This window comes from Xenophilus azovorans DSM 13620, assembly GCF_000745855.1.
Classification (GTDB): Bacteria; Pseudomonadota; Gammaproteobacteria; order Burkholderiales; family Burkholderiaceae_C; genus Xenophilus; species Xenophilus azovorans.
Window position 1 is genome coordinate 116,484 of record NZ_JQKD01000012.1, and the last position, 20,872, is coordinate 137,355.

A 20,872-nucleotide genomic window follows, 5' to 3' on the forward strand; every position below is an offset into this window, starting at 1 on the left:
CCCCGCATGGCGGTCTTCATCGATACACACTGTCACCTCGACGCGCCGGAGTTCGGCGCCGAGGCGCCCGCCGTGAGCGAGCGCACACGCGCCGCCGGCGTGGCGCTGTGCGTCATCCCCGCCGTCGCGCCCGGCAACTTCGCCACGGTGCGCGAGATGGCGCACCGGCAGGGCGACGCCTACGCGCTGGGCATCCATCCGATGTGCACCGGCACCGAGGCGGAAGGGCCGGCGCTGGACGCGCTGGCCGGCGAGCTGCAGCGGCGGCAGGACGATCCGCGCCTGGTCGCGGTGGGCGAGATCGGCCTGGACTTCTTCGTGCCCGGCCTGGACGGCCCGCGGCAGGAGCGCTTCCTGCGCCGGCAGCTCGAGCTGGCGCGCACGCACGGCCTGCCGGTGCTGCTGCACGTGCGCCGCTCCGTCGACAAGGTGCTGATGCACCTGCGCCAGGCCGGCGCCGGCGTGCCCTGGCACGGCATCGCGCATGCCTTCAACGGCAGCGCGCAGCAGGCGCAGGCCTGCATCGAACTGGGCCTGAAGCTCGGCTTCGGCGGCGCCGTGACCTTCGAGCGCGCGCTGCAGCTGCGCCGCCTGGCCGCCTCGTTGCCGCTCGAGTCGATGGTGCTGGAGACGGACGCGCCCGACATCCCGCCCTTCTGGCTCTACCGCACGCGCACCGAGCGCGAGGCCGGGCAGCCGCAGGGGCGCAACGAGCCGTCGCAGTTGCCGCGCATCGCCCGCGACATCGCTGCCCTGCGCGGCCTGGCCGTCGACGCGCTGGCGGCGGCCACCACCCGCAACGCCTGCGCCGCCCTGCCGCGGCTCGCGCCGCTGCTGGCGCCGGACGGCGGCGTGTAGCCGGCGTCCCATCGCCGTGTCATCGCCAGGCCGACGCGCCCTGTAGGCCGAAGGCGCAACCCGCCGGCCAGCCGCGCCAGGCGGCGTTTTTGGTGTCATCCTGCGGTGCATGGCAGGCGTTCGACCTGCGTGGCACCACGCCACGGGCGCGATGCCCCATTCCACAGAAGGAGAACCATTCCATGAAGCAAACGACTCTGCGATTCCTCCCCGCTGCCCTCGTGCTGGCGCTGGCCTCGATGGGCCTGACGGCCGTTGCGCAGACGAATGCCACCACCACCTCCGAGCCCACGGCGACCGAGAAGGCCAAGGAAGTCGGACGCGACGTGAAGGAAACCGGCAAGGACGCCGTGGACGCCACCGAGCGCGGCGCCAAGAAGGCCTGGAGCGCCACCAAGAACACCAGCGAGAAGGCCTACGACGCCACGAAGTCGGGCACCAAGAAGGCCTACAACGCCACCAAGAAGACCAGCAAGAAGGCCTACGACGCGACCAAGAAGGGCGTGGGCAAGGCCGTCGACGCCACCGAGAACGTCGGCCACAAGGCAGCCGACGGCATGCGCAACACGGGCGACAAGATCGGCGAGAAGATCCCCGGCACGCCGCAGCATGACGCGACCAAGCAGTAAGCAGGTTGCGAGAGCGCCATGCAAAAAAAGACCCGCTTCGGCGGGTCTTTTTTTTTGTCGCCGGGCCGCCTCAAGACAAAAAAGCATCCCCTCGGGGGATCGGGCAAGCGCGAAGCGGTTGCCCGAGGGGTCTTTTTTGTCGCCGGGCCGCCCCAAGACAAAAAGCATCCCCTCGGGGGATCGGGCAAGCGCGAAGCGGTTGCCCGAGGGGCCTTTTTCGTCAGGCCGTCCGGCGCTGCACCATCGGCGTTTCGGGCACCGGGTAGCCCGCCGCACCGAAAGTCTGCACGATGGCCTTGTGCGTGTCGAAGTAGACCTGCCAGTAGTGGTCGGTGTGGGTGTAGGGCCGCACGGCCAGCAGCGGGCCTTCGGGGGTGAACTGGAGGATCTCGACGTCCGGTGCCGGGTCCTTCGTCACGTTGGGGATGGCGGCCACCGCCGTCTTCAGCCGGGCGATGGCGTCGTTCACGTCGACGCCGTTGGCGACCTTGGCGGTGGTGTCCACCCGCCGCCAGCCCAGCGTGCTGTAGTTCTGGATGGTGCCCGAGAGCACGCTGTTGTTGCCCACCGTGGCGACCACGTTGTCGGGCAGCACCAGCGTGGTGCCGAACAGGCCCAGCTCCTTCACGGTGCCGGTCACGCCCGCCACGGCGACGAAGTCGCCCACCTTGTACGGGCGCAGCACCTGCAGGAACACGCCGGCCGCGAAGTGTGTCAGCAGCCCGCCCCAGGCCGTGCCGATGGCCAGCCCCGCGCCGGCCAGCAGCGCGGCGAAGGAGGTGGTGCGCACGCCGAACAGCTCCAGGATGGCGAGAATCAGCACCACGTTCAGCAGCACGCCGACGATGGACTGCAGGTAGCCGCTGAGGGTGGGGTCGATCGAGCCGCCGCGCTGCAGGGCGCCGCCCATCAGCCGCAGCGCCATCTTGATGAGCCAGCGCCCGATGAGCCAGGCCACGATGGCGCCCAGCACCTTCAGGCCGAAGTCCACGCCCTGCGTGGTGAGGAAGGCCCAGGCGGATGCCGCAGTGATGTTCTCCATGTTCCCTCTTCCTTCGTTTCTGGTTCGATGACGCCGACCCGCTCCGACGGCCCCGTGCAAGAAGGGCCCTGGCTGGAGGGGCTGCCGCCGCTCGCGTCGCCGCACACGGTGGTGCTGGTGCTCGGCAGCTTTCCCAGCGCCCGCTCCCTCGCGCAGCGCCAGTATTATGCGCACCCCCACAACCAGTTCTGGAAGATCTTGCAAGCCATCTGGCCCCAGGAGCCGCTGCCCGCGGACAGCTATCAGGAACGTGGCAGATGGCTGCTCGACCGCGGCCTGGGCCTGTGGGACGTCTACGCCCGCTGCCGCCGTGTCGGCAGCCTGGACGCCGCCATCCGCGATGCCGAGGCCAACGACATCGCCGGCCTGCACCTGCCGCGGCTGGCGGCCGTGGCGCACAACGGTGCCGAGAGCCACAGGCAGGCGCGCCATGCGGCGCCGCCCGGCGTGCCGGCCTATCGGCTGCCCTCCACCAGCCCGGCGCATGCGGCGATGCGCTTCGAGGACAAGGCCCGCGCCTGGCGCGAGGTGATGGTCCGCCACGGGCTGGTCTGATGGCGGGCCGCGCTCCCCTTTCTTCGTTGTTGCCCGAGGTCAATTTCTCCGACTGGGGCGACGTGCGCTACCTGCACCTGGGCACCGAATGGGTGCAGGGCTCGATGCGGCTGGACGCGCCCTACGAGATCGAGCTGGAGTACGTGCAGCGCATGATGGCCTGGCTGCTGTTCGTGGCGCCGGCCGAGGTGCCGAAGCGCCATGCGATGCAGCTCGGCCTGGGCGCCGGCGCGCTCACCAAGTTCTGCCGCAAGCAGCTGCGCATGCGCACCACCGCCATCGAGCTCAACCCGCAGGTGCTGGCCGCCTGCCGCGGCTGGTTCAAGCTGCCGCCCGAGGACGCGAAGCTGCGCGTGGTGATCGCCGACGCGGCCGGCGAGATCCGCAAGGACGAGTGGCAGGGCGCCGTCGACGCGCTGCAGGTGGACCTGTACGACCACGAGGCCGCCGCGCCGGTGCTCGACAGCGAGGCCTTCTACATCGACTGCCGCCGCCTGCTGACCGAGGACGGCTGCATGACCGTGAACCTCTTCGGCCGCTCGTCCAGCTACGAGCGCAGCCTGGCCAAGATCGCCGCCGCCTTCGGCCCCGAGGCGCTGTGGGCCTTCAAGCCCACGCGCGAGGGCAACACGGTGGTGCTGGCCCAGCGCAGCCCCGAGCGGCCGAAGCGCGAGCGCCTGGCCGAGCGGGCGCAGGCGATCCAGACGCGCTGGGGGCTGCCCGCGCCGAAATGGTTGCGGGTGTTCAAGCCCGTGTCATCATGAATGGCATGAGCGCCGCGCCGGGCCGCCCCAAGCAAGCTCGCACCGCAGTGCGAAGCACGGAGGTTATCCAATGAGCGCTGTCCCTTCCGCTTCCACCCGTGGGCCCGAGGGGCCGCTGCAACTGCGCCAGCTCATCGAGTGGCTGGCGCGCGACGCCGTCATCTCGCCGGCCGAGGCGCAGCGCACCATCGCCCGCTGCGCGCAGGTGGAAAGCCGCCAGCACCCGCTGGTGCGTCTGGCCAACGTGGCGATGGCGCGCGAGGCCGACGGCAAGCCGCTGGACCTGGAATCGCTCACCCAGTGGCTGGCTGGCCGTGCCGGGCTGGAGTACCTGCGCATCGATCCGCTGAAGGTGGACGTGGGCAAAGTGGCCGACACCATGAGCGCCGCCTACGCCGAGCGCCACAAGGTGCTGCCGGTGCAGGTCACGCCCAGCGAGGTGGTGGTCGCCACCGCCGAGCCCTTCCTCGCCGACTGGATCGCCGAGGTGGAGCGCCAGGCGCGCCGCACCGTGCGGCGCGTGGTGGCCAACCCGCAGGACATCCAGCGCTACACGGCCGAGTTCTTCGCGCTGGCCAAGTCGGTGCGCGCGGCGCAGAAGCTCGGCGGCAGCAGCGGCAGCGCCAGCTTCGAGCAGCTGGTGGAGCTGGGCAAGTCCAACAAGCAGCTCGACGCCAACGACCAGAGCGTGGTGCAGGTGGTGGACTGGCTGTGGCAGTACGCCTTCGACCAGCGCGCCAGCGACATCCACCTGGAGCCGCGGCGCGAGCAGGGCGTGATCCGCTTCCGCATCGACGGCGTGCTGCACCCCGCCTACCAGATGCCGCTGGGCGTGATGAACGCCATGATCGCGCGCATCAAGCTGCTCGGCCGCATGGACGTGGTCGAGAAGCGCCGCCCGCTGGACGGCCGCATCAAGACCCGAAGAATGCGTGCCCCCACGCCCGGCTCCGCCGTGCTGCCCCCCGAGGGGGCGCAGCCGCCTTGGGGCGGCCCGGCGGCGGCTGGCGCGACGGAGGAGGTGGAGATGCGCCTGTCGACCCTGCCCACCGCCTTCGGCGAGAAGATGGTGATGCGCATCTTCGACCCCGACAACGCCGTCAAGGACCTGGACGCGCTGGGCTTCCCGCCGCAGGACGCGCAGCGCTGGGAGCAGCTGGTGTCGCGGCCGCACGGCATCGTGCTCGTCACCGGTCCCACCGGCTCGGGCAAGACCACCACGCTCTATTCCACGCTCAAGCGCGTGGCGACGGAGGAGGTCAACGTCAGCACCGTGGAGGACCCGATCGAGATGATCGAGCCGGCCTTCAACCAGACGCAGGTGCAGCCGCAGCTCGATTTCGGCTTCACCGAGGGCCTGCGCGCCCTGATGCGGCAGGACCCGGACATCATCATGGTCGGCGAGATCCGCGACCTCGACACCGCCGAGATGGCGGTGCAGGCCGCGCTCACCGGCCACCTGGTGTTCAGCACCCTGCACACCAACGACGCGCCCAGCGCCACCACGCGGCTGATGGAACTCGGCGTGCCGGCCTACCTGATCAACGCCACGCTGCTGGGCGTGCTGGCCCAGCGCCTGGTGCGCACGCTGTGCCCGGCCTGCAAGCAGCCCGACGAGAGCCTCGACGCCGAGCGCCTGGCCGAGGTGGTGGCGCCGTGGAAGATCAACGGGCAGGTCAGGGCCTACCGCCCGGTAGGATGCGTGGACTGCCGCATGACGGGCTACCGCGGCCGCATGGGCCTGTACGAACTGCTGGCCGTCACCGAGCCCTTCAAGAACCTGCTGGGCAAGGCGCCGAGCATCGACGCGCTGCGGCGGCAGGCGGTGGCCGACGGCATGCGCCCGCTGCGCCTGGCCGGCGTGCTGCGCGTGGCCGAGGGGCTGACCACGCTCGACGAAGTGCTCAGCGCGACGCCGCCGATCGAGTAGCTGCCGGCCGCGCTGCGCCGGTGGCCCATAGGTGTTTTCCCTGGCGCTTCGCTAGGTGGAATCCACATCGAAGCTGACCGCAGGCTGACTAAGAATTCACGGGTTTGATCTGTATCAGGAGAGCTTCGTGAAACTGAAAAGCCGCAAGGACTTTTTTGCGGGCCTGATGTTCGCGGTGGTGGGCGTGGCCTTCGCGTGGGGCGCGACCACCTACACCGTGGGCACCGGCGCCCGCATGGGGCCGGGGTACTTCCCGCTCATGCTGGGCATCCTCATGGCCCTCATCGGCCTCGGCGTGATCTTCGGCTCGCTGGTGGTAGAGACGTCCGACGGCGAGCCGATCGGCAGCATCGCCTGGCGCCCGCTGGTTTTCATCATCGCCGCCAACGTGGCGTTCGGCATCCTGCTGGGCGGCCTGCCCAGCATCGGGCTGCCGGCGATGGGGCTGATCATCGCCATCTATGCGCTGGTCATCATCAGCGGGTTCGCAGCGCCGAACTCGTCGTTCAAGCTGTCGCTGATCCTCGGCACCGTCCTGGCCGTGGGCAGCTATCTCACCTTCATCGTCGGCCTGAACCTGCAGTTCCAGGTCTGGCCGACCTTCATCACCGGCTGAGACCCGCACCATGGAATTGATCGAACATCTCTCGCTCGGGTTCAGCCACGCGATCTCGCTGCAGAACCTGATGTACGCCTTCATCGGCTGCCTGCTGGGCACGCTGATCGGCGTGCTGCCGGGCCTGGGCCCGGTGGCCACCATCGCCATGCTGCTGCCGGCCACCTACGCGCTGCCGCCGGTGGCGGCGCTGATCATGCTGGCCGGCATCTACTACGGCTCGCAGTACGGCGGCTCCACCACCGCCATCCTGGTCAACCTGCCGGGCGAATCGGCCTCGGTGGTCACGGTGATCGACGGGCACCAGATGGCCAAGGCCGGGCGCGGCGGACCTGCGCTGGCGGCGGCCGGCCTGGGCTCCTTCTTCGCCGGCTGCGTGGGCACGCTGATCCTGGCCGCCTTCGCGCCGCCGCTGACCGAGCTGGCCTTCAAGTTCGGCCCGGCCGAGTACTTCAGCCTGATGGTGCTGGGCCTGATCGGCGCCGTCGTGCTGGCCTCGGGTTCGCTGCTCAAGGCGATCGGCATGATCGTGCTGGGCCTGCTGCTGGGCCTGGTGGGCACCGACGTCAACTCGGGCGTGGCGCGCTACAGCTTCGACGTCCCGGAGCTGACCGACGGCATCGGCTTCATCGCCATCGCCATGGGTGTGTTCGGCTACGGCGAGATCATCTCCAACCTGGCCAAGCCGGAGGAAGAGCGCGACGTGATGGTCTCCGAGGTCAAGCACCTGTGGCCGACCAAGGAAGACTTCAAGAACATGGTGCCCGCCGTGCTGCGCGGCACCTCGCTCGGCTGCTGCCTGGGCATCCTGCCGGGCGGCGGCGCGCTGCTGTCGTCCTTTGCGGCCTACACGCTCGAGAAGAAGATGAAGCTCAAGCCGGGCGAAGTGCCCTTCGGCAAGGGCAACATCCGCGGCGTGGCGGGCCCCGAGTCGGCCAACAACGCCGGCGCCCAGACCTCCTTCATCCCGATGCTGACGCTGGGCATCCCGCCCAACCCGGTGATGGCGCTGATGGTGGGTGCGATGACCATCCACAACATCCAGCCCGGTCCGCAGGTGATGACCAGCAACCCGGACCTGTTCTGGGGCCTGATCGCCTCGATGTGGGTCGGCAACCTGATGCTGATCATCCTGAACCTGCCGATGATCGGCATGTGGATCAAGCTGCTGACCATCCCCTACAAGTGGCTGTTCCCCGCCATCGTGCTGTTCTGCGCGATCGGCGTGTACTCCACCAACAACAACACCTGGGACATCTGGATGGTCGCCATCTTCGGCGTGATCGGCTACGGCTTCATCAAGCTGGGCTGCGAACCCGCGCCGCTGATGCTGGGCTTCATCCTGGGGCCGATGATGGAGGAGAACCTGCGCCGAGCGCTGCTGCTCTCGCGCGGCGACTGGTCGGTGCTGGTCACGCGGCCGATCTCGGCGGGGCTGCTGATCGCCTCGGCCCTGATGATCGTGATCGTGCTGCTGCCGGCCGTGAAGTCCAAACGCGAGGAAGCCTTCGTGGAGGAATGACGGGCCTGCGAGCGCGGCAGCCGTTCGGCTGCAGCGGCGCAAGCGCACGCAACGGCACCTTCGGGTGCCGTTTTCTTTGGCGCGGCGCCTCGGTCGGGCCTGAGATAAATGCGCAGAAATCATGGATTCATCAGATAAATCCATTTCCTTCGCGCGGGGCCTCCGGTTCCAATCGGCCGCGACAGCGCCGCGCGCAGGAGGGCCGCGGCGCTTTCCGCCGTGCCGGCGCCTTCACCCGAGACATCCATGCAACGCAGACACCTGATGCTGGCCGCCGCCGCGGCCAACCTGCTTCCCGCTTCCCGCGCCTTCGCGCAGACGTACCCAGGCAAGCCGATCCGCCTGATCGTGCCCTTCCCGGCCGGCGGCGCGACCGACCTGTTCGCGCGCACCCTGTCGCAGAAGATGAGCGAGAAGCTGGGCGCGGCGGTGGTGGTGGACAACAAGCCCGGCGCCGGCGGCGCCATCGGCTCGGACCTGGCCGCCAAGGCGCCGGCCGACGGCTACACGCTGCTGCTGGCCACCACCAGCACCCATTCGATCGGGCCGTCGATCAACAAGCTGCCCTACGACACGGTGCGCGACTTCACGCCCATCGGCCACGTTGGCGACGCGCCCAGCATCATGCTGGTGCCCAACGACTCGCCGGCCAAGAGCGTGCGCGAGTGGATCGACTACGCGAAGAAGAACCCCGGCAAACTCAACTACGCGTCCAGCGGGCCGGGCACCATCGTCCAGCTCACGGCGGAGCTGTTCAAGTCGATGGCGGGCGTGTTCGTCACGCACATTCCCTACAAGGGCACGGCGCTGGCGATGCCCGACCTGATGAGCGGCAAGGTGGACCTGCTGTTCGACGCGCTGCCCACCGGCCTGCCCTTCGTGCGCGACGGGCGGCTGCGCGCGCTGGCCGTCACCTCGCCGAAGCGCAGCCCGCTGGCGCCCGACCTGCCGCCGGTGGCCGACACGCTGCCCGGCTTCGAGTCGACCACCTGGTTCGGCCTGTTCGGGCCCAGGAGCCTGCCGGCCGATCTGGTGGCGCGCGTGAACGCGGCCGCCAACCAGGCGGTGAGCGACCCCGAACTGCGCGACAAGCTGGCCAAGCTGGGCATCGAGCCCGCCACCGGCACGCCGGCGCAGTTCGCCGCCCTGGTGGCGCAGGACGCGGCCAAATGGAAGAAGATCATCGTCGAGCGCAAGATCGTCAACGAGTGATCGCCTTCGGTCCTTTCCCCTGTCCGAGCAGCAGCCCATGAAGCATTTCGACCACGCCAACCCCTACACCTCCACGCGCATCCCGGTGTTCGCGCGCAACGTCGTCTCCACCTCGCACCCGTTGGCCGCGCAGGCCGGCCTGCGCATCCTGCACCAGGGCGGCAACGCGGTGGACGCGGCGGTGGCCGCCGCCGCGGCGATGACGCTGGTGGAGCCCGTGAGCAACGGTCTGGGCGGCGACGCCTTCTGCATCCTGTGGGACGGCCGGCAGCTGCACGGGCTGAACAGCTCCGGCCCGGCTCCCGCGGCCTGGACGCCCGATTACTTCCGGCGCAAGTACGGCAACGACGCGCAGCATCCGCCGCTGCGCGGCATCGATGCGGTGACGGTGCCCGGCGCGGTGGGCGCCTGGGCCGCGCTGTCGGAGCGCTTCGGCAGGCTGCCCTTCGCCGACCTGATGGCCCCGGCCGTCGAGATCGCCGAGCGCGGCTACCTCGTGCCGCCGGTGGTGCGGCAGAAGTGGGCCGCCGCCACGCCGCTGCTGAAGGACGCGCCGGGCTTCGCCGGGACCTTCCTGCCCTGGGGCCGTGCGCCCGAGGTGGGCGAGCTGTTCCGCTTCCCGGCGGCGGCGCGGGCGCTCAGGGCCATCGGCGAGACCAGGGGCGAAGCCTTCTACCGCGGCGAGATCGCGGCGGCGATCGCGAAGTTCGCCGCCGCCAACGGCGGCAGCCTCACGGCCGCCGACCTGGCCGCCTGGCAGCCCGAGTGGGTCACGCCCGTCAGCAAGAGCTACCGCGGCTACACGCTGCACGAGATCCCGCCCAACGGCCAGGGCATCGCGGCGCTGATCGCGCTGGGCATCCTCTCGCACTTCGACGTGGCCGCGCTGCCGGTCGATTCGGTGGCTTCGCAGCACCTGCAGATCGAGGCGATGAAGCTGGCCTTCGCTGACGTATACCGCTATGTGGCCGAGCCATCGTCGATGGAGGTGACCCCCGAGCAGATGCTCGATGACTCGTACCTCGCCAGCCGTGCCAGACTCATCGACGTGAAGCGCGCGCAGGAATTCAAGCCCGGCAACCCCGTCAAGGGCGGCACCATCTACCTCACCGCGGCCGACGAGAGCGGCATGATGGTCAGCTTCATCCAGAGCAACTACATGGGCTTCGGCTCCGGCTGCGTGGAGCCCGGCTTCGGCATCAGCCTGCACAACCGCGGCCACGCCTTCAGCCTCGCCGAGGGCCACTCCAACCAGGTGGCGCCGGGCAAGCGGCCCTTCCACACCATCATCCCCGGCTTCCTCACGAAGGACGGCCAGCCCGTGATGAGCTTCGGCGTGATGGGCGCCAACATGCAGCCGCAGGGCCACATGCAGACCCTGGTGCGCATGCTCGACTACCACCAGGCGCCGCAGGCCGCCTGCGACGCGCCGCGCTGGCGCTTCAACGCCGGCCGGGCGATCAACGCCGAGGCGGCGATGGACCCGCGGACGGTGCAGGGCCTGGTCGACCTCGGCCACGAGGTCGAGGTGATCCAGGACTCCTACCAGGACTTCGGCGCCGGCCAGTTCATCTGGCGCATGGGCGACCCGGCGGTGGAGGGCTACCAGGCCGCCAGCGATCCGCGCCGCGACGGCCTGGCCGCCGGCTTCTGAGCGAGGACGGGTGCCCGCGACGACGTCCACCGCTGCCCCGCCGACCGCCAAGGCATCGACCGCGGCCGGCCTGCTGCTGGCCTGCTTCGGCGCCATCGCCTTCAGCGGCAAGGCCATCATCGTCAAGCTCGCCTACCGCTACGGCGTCGACGCGGTGACGCTGATCATGCTGCGCATGCTGTTCGCGCTGCCCCTCTTCGCCGTCATGGCGTGGTGGGCGGGGCGCGGCAGGCCGGCGCTCACGCGGCGCGACTGGTTCGGCGTGCTGGGCCTGGGCTTCACCGGCTACTACCTGGCCAGCTTCCTGGACTTCGCCGGGCTGGCCTACGTCACGGCCAGCCTGGAGCGGCTGATCCTGTACCTCAACCCCACGCTGGTCATCCTGTTCGGCTGGCTGGCCTACCGCCGGCGCGTGCGCGCGGGCCAGATGCTCGGCATGGCCGTCAGCTACGCCGGCGTGCTGCTGGTCTTCGGCCACGAGGTGCAGATCGGCCAGGGCGGCGCGGCGGCGTGGGGCGCGCTGCTGGTCTTCCTCAGCGCGGTGAGCTATGCCGTCTACATGGTGTGGAGCGGCGAGTTCGTCCGGCGCCTGGGCTCGCTGCGCCTGGTGGGGCTGGCCACCAGCGTGGCCTGCGTGCTGTGCATCGTCCAGTACCTGCTGCTGCGGCCGGCCGGCACGGTGCTGGCCGTGGCGCCGGAGGTGATCTGGCTGTCGGTGCTCAACGCCACCCTGTGTACGGCGGTGCCTGTCCTGGCCGTCATGATGGCCATCGAGCGCATCGGCGCCGCCGCCGCCGCGCAAACGGGCATGATCGGGCCCATGTCCACGATCGCCATGGGCGCGCTCATCCTGGGCGAGCCCTTCACCGCCTGGGTGGCGGCCGGCACGGCGCTGGTGATCGCGGGCATCTACGTCTTCTCGCGCGCCCGCTGAGGCGTGCGCCAACCGACAAGGAGTTTGAAAGCATGGACCTGGGAATCGCAGGCAGGACGGCGCTGGTGTGCGGCGCCAGCAAGGGGCTGGGCCACGGCAGCGCGCTGGCGCTGGTGAAGGAGGGCGTCAACGTCGTCGTCGTCGCCCGCGGCGCCGAGGCGCTGCAGGAGGCGGCCGCGAAGCTGCAGGCCGCGGCGACGGGCGGCGCCTTCGTCAAGGCCGTGGCCGCGGACATCACCACGCCCGAGGGCCGCGCCGCCGCCTTCGCCGCGCATGCCGACTACGACATCGTCGTCACCAACGCCGGCGGCCCGCCGCCCGGCGACTTCCGCGAGTGGGACCGCGAGGCCTGGCTGAAGGCCGTGGAGGCCAACATGCTCACCCCCATCGAGCTGATCAAGGCCACGGTCGACGGCATGGCCGCGCGCGGCTTCGGGCGCGTCGTCAACATCACCTCCAGCGCGGTGAAGGCGCCGATCGACATCCTCGGCCTGTCCAACGGCGCGCGCAGCGGCCTCACGGGCTTCGTCGCCGGCGTGGCGCGCAGCGGCCTGGCGGCCCAGGGCGTGACGATCAACAACCTGCTGCCCGGCGTCTTCGACACCGACCGCGTGCGCACCATGGCCGCCGGCACGTCGAAGAAGACGGGCCAGAGCGTCGAGGCGATCCACGAGGCGCGCCGCAAGGCCATCCCCGCGCGGCGCTTCGGCACGCCGGAGGAGTTCGGCGCCATCTGCGCCTTCCTGTGCAGCGTGCATGCCGCCTACATGACGGGCCAGAACGTCCTGGCCGACGGCGGCGCGTACCCCGGCACCTTCTGACCCAGAGTTTGCATGTCGTTCAGCGTCATCTACAAGATCACCTATCCGAACGGCAAGATCTATATTGGGCAGGACGTTACCGACAGCATCAACTATTTCGGCAGCGCAAGCTCGGCACTCATCGCCGCGGATTTCACGAGAGAGCAACGACGGACATTCACTGTCACAAGAGAGATTCTCTGGGAGATGCCGGACGCGCCGAAGGCCGAGGTCAATGCAAAGGAGATCGAGTTCATCCTTGCTCTACGAGCAAATGATCCAGCGATCGGATACAACCGATGGCCCCAGCAAAGACGGTTTCGCCCGAAACACGGTAATTCCCATCTACAGATCAGCATGACCACCAGCCGCGCCATCCGCATCGACCGCAACGGCGGCCCCGAGGAACTGAAGCTCGTCCAGGTCGAGGTCGGCGAGCCGGGGCCGGGCGAGATCCGCATCCGCCACAAGGCCGTGGGCCTGAACTTCATCGACATCTACCAGCGCAGCGGCCTGTATCCCTTCCCGATGCCGCTGCAGCTGGGCATGGAGGCCGCCGGCGTCGTCGAGGCGGTGGGCGAGGGCGTGACGCACCTCGCGCCCGGCGACCGCGCCGCCTATGCCAGCGCGCCGCCCGGCGCCTACTGCGAGCTGCGCGTGATGCCGGCCCGCAGCGTGTGCCGCCTGCCCGACGCGATCTCCTTCGAGACCGGCGCGGCGATGATGCTCAAGGGCCTGACGGCGCAGTACCTGCTGAAGAAGACGCTGCCGGCCGAGGGCCTGCAGCCGGGCGACTTCATCCTCTTCCATGCCGCCGCCGGCGGCGTCGGCCTGATCGCCTGCCAGTGGGCGAAGGCGCTGGGGCTGAAGCTCATCGGCACCGCCGGCTCCGACGCCAAGTGCAAGCTGGCGCTGGAGCACGGCGCGGCGCACTGCATCAACTACAGCACCGAGGACTTCGCGGCCCGCGTCAAGGAGATCACCGGCGGTCAGGGCGTGAAGGCGGTCTACGACTCGGTGGGCAAGGACACCTTCGAGGGCTCGCTGAACTGCCTGCGCCCCTTCGGCCTGCTGGCCAGCTTCGGCAACGGCTCCGGGCCGGTGCCGCCCTTCAACCTGGGCGTGCTGGGGCAGAAGGGCTCGCTGTACATCACGCGGCCCACGCTGTTCACCCACATCGCCACGCGCGAGGCCACGCAGGCCATGGCGGACGACCTGTTCGCCGTGGTGGAAAGCGGCGCGGTGAAGATCCCGATCGACCAGCGCTACCCGCTGGCCGAGGTGCAGCAGGCGCACCGCGACCTCGAGGCACGCAAGACCACCGGCTGCACCATCCTCACCCTGGACTGACACCCTGTTGCCGCCGCATGCCGGCGGCAACATCGTGGATCAGGCTCCACACCCGCTGCGCCAGCGGCGAGGGCGCGCGGTTGCGCCGGTGCACCAGCACGATGTCGCGCTCCACCGTGGGCCGCAGCGGCCGCACCGCCAGCCCGGGGATGCCGCCCGGCGGCAGGGCCAGCGCCGGCATCACGCTGATGCCGATGCCGGCCTCGATCATGCGGAAGACGGTGGTGGCGTGGCCCAGCTCCTGCGCCACCTCGCAGCGCGCGCCGTGGCGCTCCAGTGCGGCGTCGATCAGGCGGCGGCTGCCGGAGGCGTGGTCCAGCAGCACCAGCGGCCGGCCCGAGAGCGCCGGCCAGCGCACGCTGGCCGCCTTGGCCAGCGGGTGGTTCTCGGGCGCCACGAGCACGAAGGGGTCCTGCAGGATCGGCTCCTGATGCAGGTCGTCGGCGTCCTGCGGCTCGATCACCACGCCGAAATCCACCTCGCCGGCACGCACGCTGCCCAGCACGTCCTGCTGGATGCGGTCGAGCAGCACCAGCTGGATGCCGGGCTCGCGCTCGCCGCAGGCGGCGATGCACTGCGGCATCAGGTTGGCCGAGAGGGTGGGGCTGCTCGCCACCCGCACCTTGCCGCGCCGTGCGCGCGCCAGGCCGCCCACGTCCAGCAGCATCTGGTCGAGTTCGTCCAGCAGCCGGTCCAGCCGCAGCGCCAGCGCCTGGCCGGCCTCCGTCAGCGCCACCTCGCGCGTGGTGCGGTCCAGCAGCTTCACGCCGAGCTGCGACTCCAGCTCCAGGATCGAGCGGCTCACCGCCGGCTGCGTGAGGCCGATGCCGTCGCCGGCGCGGCTGAAGTTGCGTTCCAGCGCGACGGCGCGGAAGACGCGAAGCTGGCGCAACGTGACGTTCATGCGGTGCAATTATGGATTCATCAGATAAATCCATTTCACTTTTGAATGCGCCGCGGGCCCAATCGGCGGCATGGCCCGTTCGCGCTTCCTCCCCGACAACTTCACGCTCGCGCTGGTGGGCACCGTCGTGCTCGCCACGCTGCTGCCGGCCAGCGGCGGCACGGCCCGCTTCTTCGAGGGGCTGACCACGGTGGCCATCGGGCTGCTGTTTTTCCTGCACGGCGCCAAGCTCTCGCGCGAGGCCGTCCTGTCCGGCGTCACCCACTGGCGGCTGCACCTCCTGGTGTTCGCCGCCACCTTCGTGATGTTCCCGGTGTTGGGATGGGTGCTGCGGCCGGTGCTGGCGCCGCTGGTCACGCCGGAGATCTACACCGGCGTGCTGTTCCTGTGCGTGCTGCCGGCGACCGTGCAATCGGCCATCGCCTTCACCTCGATGGCGCGAGGCAACATCCCGGCGGCGGTGTGCAGCGCCTCGGCCTCGACGCTGCTGGGCGTGTTCGTCACGCCGCTGCTGGCCAACTGGCTGGTGGCGCAGGGCCATGCGGATTCCCAGCTCGACGCGATCGGCCGCATCCTGCTGCAGCTGATGGCGCCCTTCGTCGCCGGCCACCTGCTGCGGCCGTGGATCGGCGGCTTCGTCAAGCGGCACGCCAAGGTGCTGACGCTGGTGGACCGGGGCTCGATCCTGCTGGTGGTCTACACCGCCTTCAGCGCGGCGGTGATCGAGGGGCTGTGGAAGCAGGTGCCGCTCACGGCCCTGGCCGGGCTGCTGGTGGTGTGCGCGGTGCTGCTGGCGCTGGCGCTTTTCTTCACCACCTTCGCGGCGCGGCGGCTGGGCTTTTCCAAGGCCGACGAGATCACCATCGTCTTCTGCGGCTCCAAGAAGAGCCTGGCCAGCGGCGTGCCGATGGCCAAGGTGCTGTTCGCCTCGTCGGCGGTCGGCGCGATCGTGCTGCCGCTGATGCTGTTCCACCAGATGCAGCTGATGGTGTGCGCGGTGCTGGCGCAGCGCTATGCGCGGCGGCCGGCGGACGAGGAAGGCGCGGCTCCCAAGGCCGCGTCGACGGCGGCGGGCTGAGGCGACCCCAGCCAAGCCGTTCACGCTGAGCCTGTCGAAGCGTGGCACCCGGCTTCGACAAGCTCAGCCCGAACGGCTGTTGTTGCTTGCCGCCCGGACGGGCGCAGGCTTCAGAGCGCCAGGCTCTTGAGGTACTCGCGGAACGAAGCGCCCACCTCCGGGTGCGCCAGCGCCAGCTCGACGGTGGCCTGCAGGAAGCCTTCCTTGCTGCCGCAGTCGTAGCGCACGCCCTTGTAGGCGTAGGCGTAGACGCTCTCCTTCTTCAGCAGCGAGGCGATGCCGTCGGTGAGCTGGATCTCGCCGCCCGCGCCCTTGGGCTGGTTGCGGATCTCGTCGAACACGCCGGGCGTCAGGATGTAGCGGCCGGCCACCGCCAGGCGCGAGGGCGCCTTCTCGGGCGAGGGCTTCTCGACCATCGCGCTGACCTTGGTGATGTCGTCGCCCTTGGACTCGCCGGCCACGATGCCGTAGCGCTTGACCTGGTCCAGCGGCACCTCCTGCACGGCCAGCACCGAGCCGCCGAGGTTGTTGTAGGTGCGCACCATCTGCGCCAGCACGCCTTCGCCGCCCTCGGGGCCGACCATCAAGTCGTCGGCCAGCAGCACGGCGAAGGGCTGGTCGCCCACCAAGTGCTCGGCGCACAGCACGGCGTGGCCCAGGCCCAGCATGCGCGGCTGGCGCACGTAGGAGCAGGTCATGTCCTCGGGCGCGACCGAGCGGGCGATCTCCAGCAGGGCGCTCTTGCCGCTGGCTTCCAGCTGGCTTTCCAGCTCGTAGGCGGTGTCGTAGTGGTCCTCGATGGCGCGCTTGTTGCGGCCGGTGACGAAGATCATGTCGCGGATGCCCGCGGCGTACGCCTCCTCGACCGCGTACTGGATCAGCGGCTTGTCCACCACCGGCAGCATTTCCTTGGGCTGGGCCTTGGTGGCGGGCAGGAAGCGGGTGCCGAAGCCGGCCACCGGAAAGACGGCCTTGCGGATGCGAGTCGAGATGGGCATGGGCTTGGAAACTGTGGACGGTGGTATCAACAAATGCGCTCTCTATCCTACGGGACAGCCCTGTGACAGGATGTCAGCCGAGGCGCTGCAACTGTGACTGAAGACGCGCCAGCGTCGCGCCGAAGTCCGCCACGCGCTGTTTTTCCTGCGCGATGACGGCGGCCGGCGCCCGGGCGACGAAGGATTCGTTGGCCAGCTTGCCCTGCGCCTTGGCGATCTCGCCCTCGATGCGCGCGACCTCCTTGCCGAGGCGCGCGCGCTCGGCCGCCACGTCGATCTCCACGTGCAGCGCCACCCGCGCGGCGCCGACCACGGCCACCGGCGCCGCCTGCGCGGCGGCGGTCCAGGCGGCCTCGTCGTCGAAGACCTTGACCTCCGACAGGCGGGCCAGCGTCTGCAGCACCGGCGCCGCGCCGCGCAGGAAGGCGGCTTCGTCGGCGCTCTCGGCCAGCGCATACAGCGGCAGGCGCTGCGCGGGAGAGACGTTCATCTCGCCGCGCAGCTGGCGGCAGGCGGCCACCAGCGACTTGAGCCGGGCCACGTGCGCCTCGGCTGCCTCGTCGATCTTCTCGGGCTGGGCGACGGGGTAGGGCGCGACCATGACCGAGTCGCCGGCGCGGCCCGCCACGGGCGCGACCTGCTGCCACAGCGCCTCGGTGATGAAGGGGATGACCGGATGCGCCAGGCGCAGCAGTGCCTCCAGCGTGCGGATCAGCGTGCGGCGGGTGGCGCGCTGCTCGGCCTCGCCGCCCTGCTGGATCTGCACCTTGGCGATCTCCAGGTACCAGTCGCAGAACTCGTCCCAGGCGAACTGGTAGATGGCGTTGGCCACGTTGTCGAGCCGGTAATCGGCGAAGCCCTGCGCCACCTCGGCCTCCGCGCGCTGCAGCCGCGAGGCGATCCAGCGGTCGGCCTGGCTGAAGTGCATGTAGCCGTGGAAGGCGCCGCCCGGTTCGCATTCGGCCTTCGTGTGTTCCAAGAAAGCGCCGGGCCGCCCCAAGCTTTCTTGCTCCCCTTGGGGGACGGGCTGGGCGCAGCCCAGCCCTGGGGGCTCTTGTATGCCGCAGTCGTGGCCTTCGCAGTTCATCAGCACGAAGCGGGTGGCGTTCCAGAGCTTGTTGCAGAAGTTGCGGTACCCCTCGCAGCGCTTGGAATCGAAGTTGATGCTGCGGCCCAGCGAGGCCAGCGCGGCGAAGGTGAAGCGCAGCGCGTCGGCGCCGTAGGCCGGGATGCCCTCGGGGAATTCCTTGCTCGTGTTCTTGCGCACCTGCGGCGCCGTCTCGGGCTTGCGCAGACCCTGGGTGCGCTTGTCCAGCAGCGGCTCCAGCGCGATGCCGTCGATCAGGTCCACCGGGTCGAGCACATTGCCCTCGGACTTGCTCATCTTCTTGCCCTGCGCGTCGCGCACCAGGCCGTGGATGTAGACGTGCCTGAACGGCACGCGGCCGGTGAAGTGCGTGGTCATCATGATCATCCGGGCGACCCAGAAGAAGATGATGTCGTAGCCGGTCACCAGCACGGTGGAGGGCAGGTACAGGTCGTAGTCCTTCAGCGCGTTCTTGTCGTCGAGCGCCTCCGGCCAGCCGAGCGAGGAGAAGGGCACCAGCGCCGAGGAGTACCAGGTGTCGAGCACGTCCTCGTCGCGCGTCAGCGTCTTGCCGGGGGCCTGCTGCTGCGCCTCTTCCTCGCTGCGCGCGACGTAGACCTTGCCGTCCTCGTCGTACCAGGCCGGGATCTGGTGGCCCCACCAGAGCTGGCGGCTGATGCACCAGTCCTGGATGTTGTTCATCCACTGGTTGTAGGTGTTGACCCAGTTCTCGGGCACGAAGCGCACTTCGCCGGACTGCACGGCGTCGATGGCCTTCTGGGCGATCGACTTGCCCTTCGCGTCGGGCGCCCCGGCGCCGGGCCGCCCCAAGCCGGGGCCGGCCCCCTCGGGGGGCAGCGAACCACGCGAAGCGGGGAGCGTGGGGGCCTTGTTCATCGCGACGAACCACTGGTCGGTCAGCATCGGCTCGACCACCTGGCCGGTGCGCGCGCAGCGCGGCACCATGAGCTTGTGCTTCTTCGTCTCGACCAGCAGGCCCTGCGCTTCGAGGTCGGCCACCACCGCCTTGCGCGCGGCGAAGCGGTCCAGGCCGCGGTATGGCTCCGGCGCGTTCTCGTTGATCTTCGCGTCGAGCGTCAGCACGCCGATGACGGGCAGGCCGTGGCGCTGGCCGACGGCATAGTCGTTGTGGTCGTGCGCGGGCGTCACCTTCACCACGCCGGTGCCGAACGCGCGGTCGACGTAGTCGTCGGCGATCACGGGGATCAGGCGGTCGACCAGCGGCAGCTTCACGTTCCTGCCGATCAGCGCCGTGTAGCGCTCGTCCTCCGGGTGCACCATCACCGCCACGTCGCCCAGCATCGTCTCCGGCCGCGTGGTCGCCACCGTCAGCGTGCCCGAGCCGTCCTCCAGCGGGTAGGCGATGTGCCAGAGGAAGCCGTCCTCCTCCTCGCTCTCCACCTCCAGGTCGCTCACCGCGCTCTTGAGCTCCGGGTCCCAGTTCACCAGGCGCTTGCCGCGGTAGATCAGGCCCTCCTCGTACAGGCGCACGAAGGTCTCGGTCACCACCTTCGAGAGCTTCCCGTCCATGGTGAAGTACTCGCGGCTCCAGTCCACCGTGTCGCCCATGCGGCGCATCTGCTGGGTGATGGTGTTGCCCGACTGCTCCTTCCACTCCCACACGCGGGCCACGAAGTTCTTGCGGCCCAGGTCGTGGCGGTTCTGCCCCTGGCCCTGGAGCTGGCGCTCCACCACGATCTGCGTGGCGATGCCCGCGTGGTCGGTGCCCGGCACCCACAGCGTGTTCGCGCCCGCCATGCGGTGGTAGCGCGTCAGGCTGTCCATGATGGTCTGGTTGAAGGCATGCCCCATGTGCAGCGTGCCCGTCACGTTGGGCGGCGGGAGCTGGATGGCGAAGGAGAGCGCGCCCTCTTTCGGCTGCTGCGTGCCGCGGAAGCCCGCCCGCGCGTAGCCGCGGCGTTCCCACTCGGGGCCCCAGTGCGCTTCGATGGCGGCGGGTTCGAAGGACTTGGCGAGGCTCTGGAGGCCGGGTTGGGCAGGGGTGTCGCTCATGGCGTGAAAGGGTGTCGGGTGCGGCCGCAGGGGCCGCGCCGTGCCAGGGGAATCGGGGGAAACACGCGATTTTATCGAGGGGGTTGCCGCCCCGGGCCGCTGGTGATAATCCCGCGATGCTCTTCCTGCTCTCGCCTGCCAAATCCCTGGACTACGAATCGCCCCTGCCCGCCGGCATCGAGGCCACGCAGCCGGTGTTCGAGGGCCCGCGCAGCCCGGCGGCCGAGCTGATCCGCCTGATGCGCGGGAAGTCGCCGCAGCAGGTGGCCGAGCTGATGCACCTGTCGGACAAGCTGGCCGCGCTCAACGTGGCGCGCTACGCTGCCTGGAAGCCGCGCGGCACCGAGGCCAACGCCCGGCCCGCGGCGCTCGCCTTCGACGGCGACGTGTACGGCGGCCTGCAGGCCAGGAGCCTGACGCCTGCCCAGCTCACCTGGGCGCAGGCGCACGTCGTCATCCTCAGCGGCCTGTACGGCGTGCTGCGCCCGCTGGACCGCCTGCAGCCCTACCGCCTGGAGATGGGCACGCCGCTGGCCAACCGCCACGGCAAGGACCTGTACGCCTTCTGGGGGGAGCGCATCGCCGGCTACCTGAACGAGCGCGCGGCCGCGGACGCCTCGCCGGTGATCGTCAACCTGGCCTCGCAGGAGTATTTCCGCGCGGTCGACCGCCGGGCCTTGAAGGCGCGCGTGGTCGAGTGCCAGTTCGAGGACTGGAAGAACGGCCAGTACAAGATCATCAGCTTCTTCGCCAAGCGCGCCCGCGGCCTGATGGCGCGCTGGGCGATCCAGCACAAGGCCGGCACGCCGCGCCGGCTGGAGGGCTTCGACCTGGAGGGCTACGCTTTCGCGCCCGACACTTCGACGCCCGAACGCCTGGTTTTCCGACGCAAGACAGCCTCCTGA

At 69.9% G+C, this 20,872-nt stretch carries 18 protein-coding genes; 14 read left to right on the forward strand and 4 right to left on the reverse strand.

Annotated features, from left to right (window positions below):
- Positions 1-6: 6 nt before the first annotated feature.
- Together Q392_RS09290 and Q392_RS09295 are read left to right on the forward strand one after the other, a co-directional pair.
- A complete protein-coding gene (locus tag Q392_RS09290) occupies positions 7-858 on the forward strand; it encodes a TatD family hydrolase (protein WP_038205247.1) in 852 nt (283 codons plus the stop codon).
- Between the two features lie 182 nt (positions 859-1,040).
- A complete protein-coding gene (locus Q392_RS09295) occupies positions 1,041-1,487 on the forward strand; it encodes a hypothetical protein (RefSeq protein WP_038205249.1) in 447 nt (148 codons plus the stop codon).
- Positions 1,488-1,707: 220 nt separating this feature from the next.
- Here Q392_RS09295 and Q392_RS09300 read toward each other — a convergent pair whose 3' ends face one another.
- Positions 1,708-2,529, reverse strand: coding sequence for a mechanosensitive ion channel family protein (locus Q392_RS09300; RefSeq protein ID WP_038205252.1), 822 nt, complete (start codon positions 2,527-2,529; stop codon positions 1,708-1,710).
- A 27-nt stretch (positions 2,530-2,556) separates the two neighbouring features.
- On the opposite strand from Q392_RS09300, the gene Q392_RS09305 reads away from it, so the two are divergent.
- The 10 genes from Q392_RS09305 (at position 2,557) to Q392_RS09350 (ending at position 13,866) form a co-directional block, all read left to right on the forward strand.
- Positions 2,557-3,084 (forward strand): DNA-deoxyinosine glycosylase, encoded by a 528-nt coding sequence (locus Q392_RS09305; RefSeq protein ID WP_051953151.1) that lies wholly within the window; start codon positions 2,557-2,559, stop codon positions 3,082-3,084.
- Complete coding sequence (locus tag Q392_RS09310) at positions 3,084-3,848, forward strand: class I SAM-dependent methyltransferase (protein ID WP_038205257.1); 765 nt, start codon at positions 3,084-3,086, stop codon at positions 3,846-3,848. The genes Q392_RS09305 and Q392_RS09310 overlap by 1 nt, the downstream gene beginning before the upstream one ends.
- Before the next feature lie 70 nt (positions 3,849-3,918).
- Complete coding sequence (locus tag Q392_RS09315) at positions 3,919-5,778, forward strand: GspE/PulE family protein (RefSeq protein ID WP_038205259.1); 1,860 nt, start codon at positions 3,919-3,921, stop codon at positions 5,776-5,778.
- Between the two features lie 127 nt (positions 5,779-5,905).
- Positions 5,906-6,394 (forward strand): tripartite tricarboxylate transporter TctB family protein, encoded by a 489-nt coding sequence (locus Q392_RS09320; RefSeq protein ID WP_038205262.1) that lies wholly within the window; start codon positions 5,906-5,908, stop codon positions 6,392-6,394.
- Positions 6,395-6,404: 10 nt separating this feature from the next.
- Positions 6,405-7,916: a tripartite tricarboxylate transporter permease gene (locus Q392_RS09325; protein ID WP_038205265.1), complete on the forward strand. Its 1,512-nt coding sequence runs from the start codon at positions 6,405-6,407 to the stop codon at positions 7,914-7,916.
- Positions 7,917-8,162: 246 nt separating this feature from the next.
- Positions 8,163-9,128, forward strand: coding sequence for a Bug family tripartite tricarboxylate transporter substrate binding protein (locus Q392_RS09330; protein WP_038205268.1), 966 nt, complete (start codon positions 8,163-8,165; stop codon positions 9,126-9,128).
- A 37-nt stretch (positions 9,129-9,165) separates the two neighbouring features.
- Positions 9,166-10,782, forward strand: a complete 1,617-nt coding sequence (locus Q392_RS09335) for a gamma-glutamyltransferase family protein (RefSeq protein WP_038205283.1) — start codon at positions 9,166-9,168, stop codon at positions 10,780-10,782.
- Between the two features lie 10 nt (positions 10,783-10,792).
- Positions 10,793-11,716, forward strand: coding sequence for a DMT family transporter (locus tag Q392_RS09340; RefSeq protein ID WP_038205286.1), 924 nt, complete (start codon positions 10,793-10,795; stop codon positions 11,714-11,716).
- 32 nt (positions 11,717-11,748) lie between these two features.
- On the forward strand, positions 11,749-12,537 hold the full coding sequence (locus Q392_RS09345) for an SDR family oxidoreductase (RefSeq protein ID WP_038205290.1): 789 nt from the start codon (positions 11,749-11,751) through the stop codon (positions 12,535-12,537).
- A gap of 336 nt (positions 12,538-12,873) precedes the next feature.
- A complete protein-coding gene (locus tag Q392_RS09350) occupies positions 12,874-13,866 on the forward strand; it encodes a quinone oxidoreductase family protein (protein ID WP_038205294.1) in 993 nt (330 codons plus the stop codon).
- On the opposite strand, the gene Q392_RS09355 is transcribed toward Q392_RS09350, so the two are convergent.
- On the reverse strand, positions 13,853-14,770 hold the full coding sequence (locus Q392_RS09355) for a LysR family transcriptional regulator (RefSeq protein WP_038205296.1): 918 nt from the start codon (positions 14,768-14,770) through the stop codon (positions 13,853-13,855). The two genes, Q392_RS09350 and Q392_RS09355, sit on opposite strands and share 14 nt — an antisense overlap.
- A 70-nt stretch (positions 14,771-14,840) precedes the next feature.
- Here Q392_RS09355 and Q392_RS09360 point away from each other — a divergent pair, with 70 nt between their 5' ends.
- Positions 14,841-15,848 carry a bile acid:sodium symporter family protein gene (locus tag Q392_RS09360; RefSeq protein ID WP_038205299.1) on the forward strand — a complete coding sequence of 336 codons (1,008 nt, stop codon included), beginning with the start codon at positions 14,841-14,843 and terminating at the stop codon, positions 15,846-15,848.
- A gap of 110 nt (positions 15,849-15,958) precedes the next feature.
- On the opposite strand, the gene galU is transcribed toward Q392_RS09360, so the two are convergent.
- Both galU and Q392_RS09370 read right to left on the reverse strand, forming a co-directional pair.
- A complete protein-coding gene (galU, locus tag Q392_RS09365; protein ID WP_038205302.1) occupies positions 15,959-16,846 on the reverse strand; it encodes a UTP--glucose-1-phosphate uridylyltransferase GalU in 888 nt (295 codons plus the stop codon).
- Positions 16,847-16,919: 73 nt separating this feature from the next.
- Positions 16,920-19,967: a valine--tRNA ligase gene (locus Q392_RS09370; protein ID WP_038205305.1), complete on the reverse strand. Its 3,048-nt coding sequence runs from the start codon at positions 19,965-19,967 to the stop codon at positions 16,920-16,922.
- Positions 19,968-20,083: 116 nt separating this feature from the next.
- Here Q392_RS09370 and yaaA point away from each other — a divergent pair, with 116 nt between their 5' ends.
- Positions 20,084-20,872, forward strand: coding sequence for a peroxide stress protein YaaA (gene yaaA / locus Q392_RS09375; protein WP_038205308.1), 789 nt, complete (start codon positions 20,084-20,086; stop codon positions 20,870-20,872).